Here is a 12,146-nt window from a genome sequence, read left to right as displayed (position 1 = left end):
TATCCCCTTTCCCTCCAAAGTTTCCCGTATTTCGACAACATTCCTTCCCCCCATCAGCAGGCCACTCTCCCAAGAAACACTGCTGAAGCAACGCAAAAAAGCACGCCCCTCCCTCTATCGAGGGAATAAGCGTGCTTCGCTATCCTACATATCAACTACAGCAAATGTTACTTCACACCGGAGAATCTGTCAATATATAGGTTTAATCACTTCTATCGTTAATGTTTTTTGATTTTATTATATTCTGCTGCTTTTGATTCTTTTTATAATATCTCATAATAAAAGATACAATAACGAAAACCGATCCTAATAACCCGATATACATATAGTAATCAGGATTGTCCGTATTAATTAAGCCGCCGCCTCCAAAGATGACTGCTAGTGGAATCCCAAATATGAGCAATAATCGATCCACCTTCATATACAGACCTCACCCTCCAAGTTTTAAAGATACATTTAACGCTTTGAAATTCACATCATCTTTTATAGATTAACAATCAACTTACCAATCAACAACGAAAATAGATTTAGTGTTTTCCGAAATCTATTTTGCGCACGCACATTTTTGCTTTAATAAAAAAATACAGAGCATTGAGGTTTATTCCCCATCCATGCTCTGTATCCCTATTCATTATGACTATACTTTCTCTCCAACTAAGAACTAGACTGAACAACAAGCGGTTTATGCTTGAACAACGGAACAAGGAGCAGCATTCCCAAAAACATAATCGATCCTGCGACGCAATAAATGCCGACGAGCGGAAACACCGTTTTGAGCTGTCCGGCAACAAGCGTCATAATAACCATCATCCCCATAAACATCGGGGTAAGCACGCCATTGACCCGTCCCGTATAGGACTCCTCCGAATATTGCAAAATCATTGTGCTAATACCGATTTGAATCATCGGGAAGCCTAAACCGCTAATAAATTGCAGCACTAATGTAATGGGTATGCTTGTTGATAAGCCTACACCAATCATACAAAGCGAGCTCATTAATAGGCCAATTGCGAGCAGCTTTTGCGGAGCTACTTTTTTGGCTATAACCATGACAGCCCCGCCGCCAACCAGCATCGCTATCCCGTTAACCATCAGAATATATTGCAAAAACTCCTTAGGCTGACCCAGTCGTTCAAGCACGATGAACAAGCCAAGCGTCTGCGCAATTCCTACCGCCGTACCCGCTAATGCAAACGTACCACCAAGTGCTTTTAAGACTGGACTGCGCCATACATATTTGAATCCATCCTTGAACTCCTTCCAAAAATGCTTCTCTATTGCAGCGTCTGTTTTCTCCACTTCACGATCACGCGGAATTCTGAACAAAACGACAGCGGAGAGCAAGAACGCTACGCCCATGACTCCAATGGAAACTTCGATGCCGAACTTTTGATACGATATGACACCAAGTGACGGACCAAGCACCATGAATATCGCCATAAGCGATTGGAACATCGCCATCGCCGATTGCAATTGTTCTGCGGGAATATGCTGCTTAAACAGCTTCATAGCAGAGGGCTGTGAAAATTGCGATAGGATTGCCGATACAAACGTTGCAAAATACACCATATGCCATGAACCGTAAAGCAATGTAATCAGTACAACAAACACAGATAACGCTGATAAAAAGTCACACCAAATCATCGTGAGCCGCGGCTTCCAGCGATCTGCAAATGTTCCTCCGATGAATGAGAATACGAAAATCGGTAAAAATTCCACGAAGCCCATCAAACTAATCGCAAACGGGTCCTCGTTCGTCTTGTCTGTCACATACATCAGAATAGCGAAGTTCCTTACCCAAATTCCAATTTGAAGCAATACGTTTGAAAATATAATCGTTTGAAAAAACTTGTTCCGAAGCAAACTTTCTCCCGCTCCTGTTACTTCTTTAGCAGACATTTCAATCAGCACTCTCCCTCAACCAAAAAATGATTTATTTCTCCACCTTCTCGGCTGGGCCATGATAACCCTTTTCACCATAAGGCTGCAGCTTTTGGGCCCATAGCTCCTTTAAATCGTTGACTTCTCTGTTGTATTGTCGCACCATGTCAACGGGTTGACGGCCTTCCGGGTCCAATACGTCTTTATAATCATAACGAATTTTTTGTTCCAATTTAACGGTCTCTAGAACGAGAAAAGAAAAGTTTTCGAAGCCAAATTGCTTCCATTCCTTCTGCAGCTCCTTATTCGCATGACCATTCATATTCAGTACAAACTGCTCTTTTCCCCAAAGGGCATCTAAATTAGTGGAGCTTCCTAAATAAATTTTTCCGTTCACATTATTTTTGATCTGAAAAACACCCATCTGCCGCTCACGCTCTTGGTATTCAGCTGTCAGCTGCTTCCTCTTTGCCTTATCCATTTTTGGTTCACCCTTTCGTTCTTCCTCTTGCTCCTGCACTTTAGCCTGAGCTTTCTGTTTGTCCGTTTTTCCTTGCTTGCCTTTAGCAGATTTCTTTGGGGTTGTCATTTGCTCAACCTGCTCGGTCGACCCACTCTGTTCAAGCTCATTTTTCTTAATTCCTGAACCCTTCACCCAATACACTTTGCCATCATCTTTACGATCCAAGTAGCCATAATCGATCAGATAGCGGCGCAGTGTTGCATAATCCTCTTCCCAAAAAGAAATTAACCGCTCATTCACTTCTTTCTCCGTATAGCGGACTCCGCTTTTGAAATAAGAGGCGATATGACGCAGCACTGCTACTTTACGTTTCTCCTTGCGCGGAAATGAAGCGAGCGGACCTTCAGGACCATCCGGAAAATATTGCTTCAAAAGATCTGCGTATTCATCCTCTGTAATCGCATAACGTTCATCTATTTGTGTAGCCGTCCGATGTACAGGCACGAATCGCGGAGCCCCAGTGTTGCCATGGTCCATCATTTCAATAATCGCGAGCAGCAGCTTTGCTTGCTTGGCCTTCTCCTTCAGCACGAAACGATGATTTCGAATGGTCGAAGCGCTGCCTATTCCAGTACGGCTCATCATTTCATTGTCAGTCAGCTGATCGGCAAAGCCTTGAATAAGCTCCTTCTGCAAGTCGGTCAGACCCGTCTGCCGCTTATCCAGCTCAAGTAAATAATCAAGCATGGAACCATGCTCCTGCTGGACATGATAGGCTGCATATTTACGCGCCTCATACCAGCGTCCAGACTGTTCATCCCGAAAAATCTCTCCATCCTCAAAACGTTCTCCGCAAATAAGGCAATAATAAAATCCTTCGGCTTCCTCATATACATAACCCTGCTTCAGTTCTTCTACCGACGCCGACCAAAAATGTTCTTCAGTAACCATTTATACAAACACCTCTCAATAACGTCTACTTATTTTATAAACATTATATAATTATGTTTGGTTTTTATCAAATACTTTTTCAAACAAAAAAAAGTCGCCTTAAGGAAATATCCTTAAAACGACTATTCTGTCACTCCTATTCGAGTTACACCGATTCCTTCCTATCCTTTGGCAGCATAAGCGCCAGCAAGCCCATCAGCGGCAACACGCTGCAAGCGACCATAACAAAGCTGAGTGAACGGGCGTCCGCCAAATATCCGAGAACAACCGCACCAAGTCCACCCATTCCAAAAGCAAGACCCGTTATAAGCCCTGAAGCCGTCCCTACCTTGCTGGGCATTAGCTCCTGCGCATACACGACGCTGACCGAGAAGCCGGATTGCAAAACAAAACCAAGCACTACGATTACTGGATATACCCAGGCTAGAGGCAGATGCGGCAAAATGAGAGCGAATGGTGCTGCACCTAGAATGGAAATCAGCATCATTTTTTTGCGTCCGATCCGATCCGCCAATATACCGCCAAGAAAGGTGCCGGCAACACCAGCTGCCATAAATAGAAATAATGGAATCTGTGCTTGCTTAATCGTCAGATGATAGGCTTCCACCACATAAAACTGATAAAAGTTACCGATCGCTGCCGCATACCAGGATCGTGCAAATACGATCACGAACAAGATAGCAAGTGCAAACGCAACAACCTTGGGTGCAAGAGCGGGCTTCGCGCTGCCTGCCGCTTTGCGCTGCATTTTGCCATCGTGTACAGCTAACTGCGTCTTATACCAAGGAACGACTTTCGTCAAAATAATAATGGCTGTAGCAGCAAGCAATGTCCCCCATATAGCGCCCTTCTGTCCAAACGGCAAGAAGATCAGCATCGTCATCAACGGACCGAGCATTTGACCAAAATTACCGCCAACCTGATAGATCGACTGGGAGAAAGCTCTGCGATTGCCTGCGGCCAAATGAACAACCCGAGAGCCCTCTGGATGGAACACGGCTGAGCCAAGCCCCACAAACACAACCGCGAGCAGCACCAAGTAGAAGTTCGGTGCGAAGGCTAAGCCAACCATCCCGAGCATGCTGGCACACATCCCGACAAGAAGCATCCAAGGCGCAGGCCTCTTATCCGAGATCAAGCCCACAACAGGCTGCATAACGGATGAAGTCATATTGAGCGTAAAAGCAATCCAGCCGATTTGTGCCAAGCTTAACCGCAGAGATTGCTCCAATACGGGAAACAGCGCGGATACAACCGATTGCATCATATCATTCATGAGATGAACGGAGCTGATACAAATGAGTATCGAGTATACAGTAGCAGATTTTATCGCTTCTTTATTGATTTTTCTCGTTTCTTGCTGTGCAGACATGTTTAGTAGGACCTGCCTTTCTTAACGAAAAACACTCGTTGCCCTCAACGAAGCGTGCAGCAAGCATGAACTAAGCTATTGCAAACTTCATGCAAACAGGACTAGGCAGTTCAAGCTCCGAATCCAGCTTGGACAGCAGCCCGCTTTCCGCATCTACTGAAAATACAGTAATATTGCCAGTTTTCTGATGAGCAACTAGCAAATGATCGCCGCTTGGCGTAAGGACAAAATTTCGCGGCGACTCTCCGCCGCAATCGATATGCTGAATAAGCGAGAGCTGTCCATTTCCTTGATCCACTGCAAAAACAGCAATACTATTATGACCACGGTTAGAGCTGTACAAATAACGTCCTGAAACTCCTAAATGAATATCAGCTGAATCGTTATATCCATTGTAGTCCGCTGGCAATGCTGATATCACCTGGTTTGCTGTTAATGCGCCCAGTTCCGCATCCACATCAAATTGTGTAATCGTCGAATCCAGCTCATTCATCACGTAGCCTGTGTTTAAATGAGGATGGAAAATCAAGTGACGTGGACCAGCACCCCGATGAACCTTGCTAATCCCATGAGGAATAAGCGAGCGCCGTTCCTCATCAAAGCGATAAATAACGATCGCATCGATACCCAAATCGACTGCACATACATAAGAAGAACCAAACGGAATGATGCAATGAGCATGCGGTGCATCCTGCCTTGCTGCGTTTGGACCGAGCTCACCGGCATTTTGCTGAACAGATGTTGCCTCCTCCAGCCCGCCATCAGCCTTAATCGGTAATAACGCAACGTTTCCGCCTGTATAGTTGGCAGCTAAGAGAACCTGCCCCGCATTGTCCGTGCTAATGTAGCAAGGATGAGCGCCATATGTAAGCAAGCGGTTGCCTGTAGATTTCAACAAGCCCGTTGCTTTATCAATCTCAAACGAAGCGACTGAGCCGCCGCTAGCATCTCCGGTTACTTCAGTTTCACTAGCCGCATATAAGCTGCCGCCACTTGGATTTAAAGTCAAATAAGAAGCGTTTTCGAGCCCGCTAAGACGCTGCAATATCGCTAACTCACCTGTCGTTTCGTCAAACGTACACACATGAATCGTTGAGTCCTCCGCTGTTCCATATGACCCGATATAAAGGATGTTTATGGGTGTCGGTTGTTCCTTTAAATTGCTCATTTTTTATCCTACCTCTCTGACTTTTTGGCTTTACAGTGACCATAGCATAAGCGGCTTCATCAAACAATGTCTTTTTTTTATAAAAGACTTCACAAATACTATTGTGACATGTTACAATGTAAGCGCTAACAAATTCAGCGATTCACATTTCTAAAGGGGGAATTGAGATGATGAATGTTGTAATGAGCGAACGGAATGTGTATGAGGATTTCGAGTTGGAGACAGACGTGCTCTATTTCAAGCTCGGTATGCAAGGACTCGTAAGCTTCCATGGCAGAAACTATAATATAAAGAGACGAATGACTGCCGAACAGATTAGCCAGTTGACTAACGAACGCAGCTTCTATCAAGTCAGCTCTAATTGCTACATCAATATCGGAAAAATCAAGACGATTGATGCTGGTACGATTTATTTTGACTCCGAAATAACAGACTCTAAGCAAGTAACCGTAAATCGCCGCAAGCAATTCGTAATCCAACAGCTGTTTTCACAGCGTGCTTCAAGCAAAGAATATCGGATAACAAAATAGTTGTACATACAACCGCCCCATTTTCCGCTATTATCGGAATAGGGCGGTTGTTTGTTGTCTACCGTCCTGCTATTCTAAAGTTGAATATTATTATATTTTTTGCACAAATGAAGTCAATTATTAATCACTTTTAGGAGGACTACCATGTCTACGCAAGGACAAGCGTTTGAAAAATTATTTCATGATGAGCAAGCTGTATGGCTGCAATGGGGCGCATATGAAGCAGCTGTATTGCCAGCAGTTGGTGCCAATCTTATTGCGTTTCGCGATAAAGCAAACAACTATACCTTCCTTCGCGAACCATCCCTAGAGGAAATGGATAGCTTCAGAGAGAATCCGGGCATTCACGGCATCCCCGTTCTGTTCCCCCCAAACCGTTATGAAGATGGTACTTTTACATGGAACGGCAGAACGTATAACTTTCCAGTTAACGAAGCAAAAACGGGCAACCATTTGCACGGATTTTTCCATACAGCAGCTTGGAGTGTCGAGGATTTTGGCACAAACAAAACGGAAAGCTACGTATCGCTCAAAATTTCAATCGATGAAAGCCACCCGATCTACACGTATTTGCCGCATCGCTTCACGATTAAGCTTCGTTATGCTTTGAATGATACGGGTCTACTGCAGCATGTATCGGTACATAATGAAGGAACGGACGTTATGCCTTGCCTGATCGCTTTCCATACAACGATCAATGCACCGTTCGCAGCGAATAGTACAGCAGATGATTACCGCTTCACGCTAACAACCGGCAAACGCTGGGAGCTTAACGAGCGGATGCTGCCAACAGGCAATTACCAGACGCTAGTTGCAGACGAGGAAGCCATGAAAACAACAGGCATCTCCCCATTCTGGGAGCCGATGGATAATCACTACACAACCGAGCCGCAAAATGGCCGCAACGCGATGGAGCTGACCGATACACGCAATGGCGTAACGCTAGTCTACGATATTGGAACAGCTTACAAGCAGTGGATGATTTGGAACAACAACGCTACGCCAGGCTTCTTCTGTCCGGAGCCGCAGCTGAATCTCGTCAATGCGCCAAATGTGAACTTGCCAGCTGAGCAAATCGGGCTTGTCTCACTTGAGCCAGGCGGCATTTGGGAAGAAACAAGCCGCTTGTACGTTAGAAAATAGGAACTGATCAAGGATAGCAGCCATTTCGCTGCTATCCTTTTTTTTATGTAGAAATAGATTTTTAACGAAGCCGAATCATTTTTTCCATCCAAATACAGGACAGGAGTGACTATTGTCGAGAAAGGCTGTAAAATGTAAGCATAAGCCCCTCTTATGTCGAAAACTGAAGGGAGAATATGATGCGGCAATCATTATGGAAAGCACTTGTCATTACAAGCTTCTTATCCTTTATTCTCATCATCATTCCACAACCAACTGTCCACGCAGGTTTAATTGATCGAATCAAAGACATTTACAATACACCTGAGAAAATAAGCGAGCTCCAGCAGCAGTATATTGAAGCCACAGAAGCACTCGCTAAGCAGCAGCAGCAGCTTGAGGAATCTGCAAAGGCTGCAGCAGAGTATGCAATGAAGCAACAGGAGCTGCTTGAACAAAACAATCAGCTTATCGCGCAAAATGCCGAGCTGCAAGCTGAGATGGATCGCATGAAGCAGGACAAACAATCGTTTATCAGCAAGCTTATTAATACTGTCATTATAATCGCAGCTGTTTTTGTTGCTTATATCGTATCCCTGAGAGTTTGGCGTTATGTCGTATGGCGCAAGCAGCGCAGCACAAGCAGTAGAGACAGCAGAGGCAGCAGAGGAATTAGCGGATGAAAATAACCGTTCCTGCCCAAGTCGGCCATGTGCATCTCACCCTTGATACTGCGGACAAGCTTCATGTTCTGCATCCAAAATCAATCATCGCCTTTCAAGGCGATCCGCAAAATCGCGAGGATCGTTTCATGGATTTAGCTGGCATGTATCGCAAGAAACGCTGGATTCGCTCCCTTATTTCTGGACCGGCCGAATTCATTGTCGGCTTGCCTGCAGGCTGCTCGCTCGAAACGCTGCACATCGATGAGAAAAGCGACTTGCTGTTTGATTTCAGGCATATTATCTTTTTCTCGGACGGCATGAAGCTAAAGTCTGTCGTGCAGAAGCTCAAAAACGCATGGATTACGAAGGAATTTGTGAGAATGCGATTTTCCGGGCCGGGCTTGCTCGGTATCATTACCGCTGGTGATGTGAAATCCATTCAGCTCCATCCGGATCGTCCTTTGTATGTTGAGACTGGAGCACTCGTCGCATATCCAGAGCATGCTTCCATCCAGCTGTCCGTTTACGGCAACAAGCTCGCAAGCCAGCATATGAATGTGCAGTGGGAAATTCGCGGCACCGGCCCAGTACTTATCCAAACAGGCTCCCGCGATGCCGAACTGGAGGAGCAGCTGCAAAACGGCGGGTTTATCAAAAGAATTCTTCGCGAAGTGCTGCCGTTTGGCGGCATCTATATCAAATAAAACAGAGGCCAGCCGACCGTCAGCAGACGGAAGACAAGCCTCTTTTTATTTTAAACCCCTTTAATTGAAAACTGATGGGAGTATGCTTGGTTCGCAAAGAGAATGTATTCCTTCTCCGGAAGCTGTCCCCAGCTGTCATGTCCGCCCACGCCGGTTTGCTTATGGTTGACGCGTACGACCGTTTTGTTGCTTGGCGGCAGCAGATGAATATGATCATGCGCCTCCAGCTCCAATGGCGTATAAGGCAGTACATTTAGTTCAAAATGTGGCGCACCCTTCAGCACGATACCCTCGCCCTTTGCATTCGTAACCGCAGCATGGCGAACGTCCATCTTATTGCCGCATTCCTGTGGCCTGATATACGGTACAAGCTGATCCTGAACACTGCCAGCGTAAAGCCCAAGCTTGCCTCCCGTTTGGCGATCCCAATACGTCTCGTCTGGGCCTTTGCCATACCAGCTTACTTGATCAAATGATGCCGGCATCTGGAAGAGCATGCCGATTTCCGGAATTTCCGGTAAATCCGCTCCAGGCTGCAGCTTCTCGTATACATTAATCTCTCCGTCTCCACTTACTGTGTATATAATCGACAGCAAGGATTCTGTCGTGGTAGGCAAGCTATACTGCACATGAATTGTTGCACTGCTTGCCTCAAGCTTCCAAGTCATCGCTTGCAGAACGCGCTCCGTCCCCGCTTCACGCCATGTTGCACAGCGCACATGCTGCTGATTGCCTCGATCATTATCCGTGTATGCACGCCAGAAGTTCGGAGTCAATCCTTGCAATAACCGCTCTGAGCCATTCCATTCGTAGGAAGTAAGACTGCCATTTGCTAGATCAAATTGCGCAGTGAAGCTTTCGCCGCTTACGTGAAGCGCCGTTGCCGACTGTTCAGCATGAACAGCAGGCTTAGCTGGTACAAGACCAATAATCGGCTCAATAGGCGCAGGCAGCACAAATTGCTCAAACGCGATTTCATGACCCGCTTCGGCCCAAAGGGTTTGCTCCTTCAGCAGCAACTGTACCGTTAATACAGCCTCTTCCGAAATGGAAGAAAGCTTAGGCAGCGTATAAGGAATCGTTAACGTTTCCTCACTCTCCGGTTGTGCGGCCGCTTCTACCGTGCCTGCCTCCACAGAAACACCGTTAATCGCTATTTGCCAAGCAAGCGTAAAGCTATTTAAAGCGCTGAATAGATGACGATTGGTCACCTTAATGGTGCCATTCTTCAGATCAATCGCTTCAAACTTAGCATTTTGGTATACCTTCTTCACCTCTTGAAGCTTAGGCGACACAGTACGATCTGCGAAAATAAGGCCGTTGCCGCAGAAATTGCCATCATGCGGCGATTCGCCAAAGTCGCCTCCATACATCATTTTCACTGTGCCGCTCTCGTCTGTTACTCGAATGGCTTGATCGATCCAATCCCATATAAATCCGCCCTGCAACACAGAATACTTCTCAAAAACCTCCCAATACACATGTAGTCCCCCGCAGGAATTGCCCATCGCATGACTGTATTCGCATAAAATATAAGGTTTTTTCGGATTGCTTCTCGCATACTGTTCAACGCCCTGAGGGCTCGTGTACATATGGCTTTCGATATCAGAAGCTGCATCCGATTCGCGGTAGTGAAACGCTCCCTCATAATGAACGACGCGCGATGGATCAGCTTCACGTAAAAAATCATGCATTTTTATGAAATTGTCTCCGCCAAATGCTTCATTTCCAAGCGACCAGATGACGATAGACGCATGGTTTTTGTCTCTTTGCATCATCGAATTGCAGCGATCGAGCACAGCCCCTGTCCATTCCGGTCTGCTTCCTGGCACCGTAGTGCCAAGCTCCTTCTGTCCATAAGTCCAAGAACCATGTGTTTCCAGATTCGTCTCGTCGATGACATACAACCCATATTCATCACAAAGTTTGTACCAGAGCGAGTTGTTCGGATAATGTGAAGTGCGGACGGCATTGATATTATATTGCTTCATCAGTTCAATATCTTTGCGCATATCCGCTTCATTAATTGCACGGCCTGTATCGCATGAGAATTCATGACGATTTACCCCTTTGAACATGATCCGGCGTCCATTGATTTGCATCAGGCCATCTTTGATCTCAAACTTGCGGAAGCCGACCTTGCAGCTTATCGCTTCAAGCAGCGTGCCGTCCTCTGATTTCAAGCTTAGTATCAGTGTATATAAATTCGGCTGCTCAGCACTCCATTTGAGCGGATTAGAAACAGCGGCGCGCAGTTGAACAGAAGTGAGATCCTCCCCTTCCACCTGCGTCTGGATTGTCAGCGGGCTTGGAAATACGGCAGCTCGATTCGCGTCATATAGCGCTGCCTCTATCGTTATTTTGCAAATTGGCCTTACAAAATAGTTAAGCAGCTTCGCATCAACTATCAGTTCTGCGTCATGGCACTGCTCATCAAGCTCTGTATGTACAAAAAAATCGTAGATATGCGCCTCTGGAGTGGAGTACAAGTAGACATCTCGGAAAATACCGCTCATTCGCCAAAAATCCTGATCCTCCAGCCAGCTTGCATCGCTCCAACGATAAACCTCTACGGCCAGCTTATTCTCTCCGACTGCAAGGTAAGGGGTTAGATCAAACTCGGAAGGTGTAAACGTATCTTGGCTAAAACCAACAAGCTCTCCGTTCAGCCATACGTAGAAAGCCGACTCCACACCTTGGAAGCTGATAAATACAGGTTTACCATCCCACTCGGAAGGTACTGTAAAAGTACGAGCATATGAACCAACTGGATTATATGCAGTAGGGGCAAACGGCGGCTTTATGTCCTCGTTGCCATCCCAAGGATATCTAACATTCGTATATTGCGGATAATCATAGCCCTGCAGCTGCCAATGCGCAGGAACCGTAATGCTGTCCCACTGGCTATGATCATAATCGGCTTCATAAAAGTTGGCGATTCGTGATTCGGCATTCGCTGCAAACGCAAATTTCCACTGGCCGTTCAGCGACAAATAATTCGAAGACTTGTTATGATCGCCAGCCCATGCCTCCTCTATCGTATCGAAGGGCATTAACGAAGCATGCGCATCCATTCGGTTCAACCGATAAATTTCAGGGTTATTGTTCCACTCCGGGTAACCGTTGGCCGGCGGCGTATATACTAGCTTTTTTCGCATAAAATCAACCACCTCATCACTATTAATGGATATGATATTCACATTATAAGGCATTGCTATTTCTTATATCATAAAACAATTTTCATATCTTCTATAAAAATATGAACATAACTATACAAACGGTGCTCGTGA

Annotated in this window: 10 protein-coding genes; 4 read left to right on the top strand and 6 right to left on the bottom strand. The window is 45.8% G+C overall.

Features of this window, described 5'->3' with window-relative positions; translation table 11 throughout:
- Window positions 1-202: 202 nt before the first annotated feature.
- The 5 genes from AC1DM9_RS32170 to AC1DM9_RS32150 form a co-directional block, all read right to left on the bottom strand.
- On the bottom strand, window positions 203-421 hold the full coding sequence (locus AC1DM9_RS32170) for a hypothetical protein (RefSeq protein WP_477584048.1): 219 nt from the start codon (window positions 419-421) through the stop codon (window positions 203-205).
- Between the two features lie 233 nt (window positions 422-654).
- Window positions 655-1,899 carry an MFS transporter gene (locus AC1DM9_RS32165; protein ID WP_477584046.1) on the bottom strand — a complete coding sequence of 415 codons (1,245 nt, stop codon included), beginning with the start codon at window positions 1,897-1,899 and terminating at the stop codon, window positions 655-657.
- A 34-nt stretch (window positions 1,900-1,933) separates the two neighbouring features.
- On the bottom strand, window positions 1,934-3,295 hold the full coding sequence (locus tag AC1DM9_RS32160) for a DUF2087 domain-containing protein (protein ID WP_477584044.1): 1,362 nt from the start codon (window positions 3,293-3,295) through the stop codon (window positions 1,934-1,936).
- Window positions 3,296-3,440: 145 nt separating this feature from the next.
- Window positions 3,441-4,667 (bottom strand): MFS transporter, encoded by a 1,227-nt coding sequence (locus tag AC1DM9_RS32155; RefSeq protein ID WP_477584042.1) that lies wholly within the window; start codon window positions 4,665-4,667, stop codon window positions 3,441-3,443.
- Between the two features lie 70 nt (window positions 4,668-4,737).
- Window positions 4,738-5,835: a lactonase family protein gene (locus tag AC1DM9_RS32150; protein ID WP_477584040.1), complete on the bottom strand. Its 1,098-nt coding sequence runs from the start codon at window positions 5,833-5,835 to the stop codon at window positions 4,738-4,740.
- A gap of 167 nt (window positions 5,836-6,002) precedes the next feature.
- On the opposite strand from AC1DM9_RS32150, the gene AC1DM9_RS32145 reads away from it, so the two are divergent.
- The 4 genes from AC1DM9_RS32145 (at window position 6,003) to AC1DM9_RS32130 (ending at window position 8,856) form a co-directional block, all read left to right on the top strand.
- Window positions 6,003-6,365, top strand: a complete 363-nt coding sequence (locus AC1DM9_RS32145; protein WP_076268974.1) for a LytTR family transcriptional regulator DNA-binding domain-containing protein — start codon at window positions 6,003-6,005, stop codon at window positions 6,363-6,365.
- A gap of 144 nt (window positions 6,366-6,509) precedes the next feature.
- Entirely contained in the window at window positions 6,510-7,508 is a 999-nt protein-coding gene (locus AC1DM9_RS32140; protein ID WP_441959679.1) for an aldose 1-epimerase, read from the top strand.
- A 176-nt stretch (window positions 7,509-7,684) separates the two neighbouring features.
- Complete coding sequence (locus tag AC1DM9_RS32135) at window positions 7,685-8,170, top strand: hypothetical protein (RefSeq protein ID WP_477551033.1); 486 nt, start codon at window positions 7,685-7,687, stop codon at window positions 8,168-8,170.
- A complete protein-coding gene (locus AC1DM9_RS32130) occupies window positions 8,167-8,856 on the top strand; it encodes an AIM24 family protein (protein WP_076268977.1) in 690 nt (229 codons plus the stop codon). Before AC1DM9_RS32135 ends, AC1DM9_RS32130 begins: the two co-directional genes overlap by 4 nt.
- Window positions 8,857-8,906: 50 nt before the next feature.
- Here the strand turns inward: AC1DM9_RS32130 and lacZ are convergent, their stop codons facing one another.
- Complete coding sequence (lacZ, locus tag AC1DM9_RS32125; protein WP_477584037.1) at window positions 8,907-12,014, bottom strand: beta-galactosidase, LacZ type; 3,108 nt, start codon at window positions 12,012-12,014, stop codon at window positions 8,907-8,909.
- Window positions 12,015-12,146: the final 132 nt, after the last annotated feature.

The sequence above is a fragment of the Paenibacillus sp. 01T431 genome, from assembly GCF_056398625.1.
Note: the sequence above shows the minus strand (reverse complement) of the source record. Positions and strands in the feature narration are given on the sequence as shown.

Coding starts and splice junctions, on each gene's coding strand:
- AC1DM9_RS32170 (WP_477584048.1), bottom strand. CDS start 421: ATGAAGGTGGATCGATTATTGCTCATATTTGGGATTCCACTAGCAGTC.
- AC1DM9_RS32165 (WP_477584046.1), bottom strand. CDS start 1,899: ATGTCTGCTAAAGAAGTAACAGGAGCGGGAGAAAGTTTGCTTCGGAAC.
- AC1DM9_RS32160 (WP_477584044.1), bottom strand. CDS start 3,295: ATGGTTACTGAAGAACATTTTTGGTCGGCGTCGGTAGAAGAACTGAAG.
- AC1DM9_RS32155 (WP_477584042.1), bottom strand. CDS start 4,667: ATGTCTGCACAGCAAGAAACGAGAAAAATCAATAAAGAAGCGATAAAA.
- AC1DM9_RS32150 (WP_477584040.1), bottom strand. CDS start 5,835: ATGAGCAATTTAAAGGAACAACCGACACCCATAAACATCCTTTATATC.
- AC1DM9_RS32145 (WP_076268974.1), top strand. CDS start 6,003: ATGATGAATGTTGTAATGAGCGAACGGAATGTGTATGAGGATTTCGAG.
- AC1DM9_RS32140 (WP_441959679.1), top strand. CDS start 6,510: ATGTCTACGCAAGGACAAGCGTTTGAAAAATTATTTCATGATGAGCAA.
- AC1DM9_RS32135 (WP_477551033.1), top strand. CDS start 7,685: ATGATGCGGCAATCATTATGGAAAGCACTTGTCATTACAAGCTTCTTA.
- AC1DM9_RS32130 (WP_076268977.1), top strand. CDS start 8,167: ATGAAAATAACCGTTCCTGCCCAAGTCGGCCATGTGCATCTCACCCTT.
- lacZ (WP_477584037.1), bottom strand. CDS start 12,014: ATGCGAAAAAAGCTAGTATATACGCCGCCGGCCAACGGTTACCCGGAG.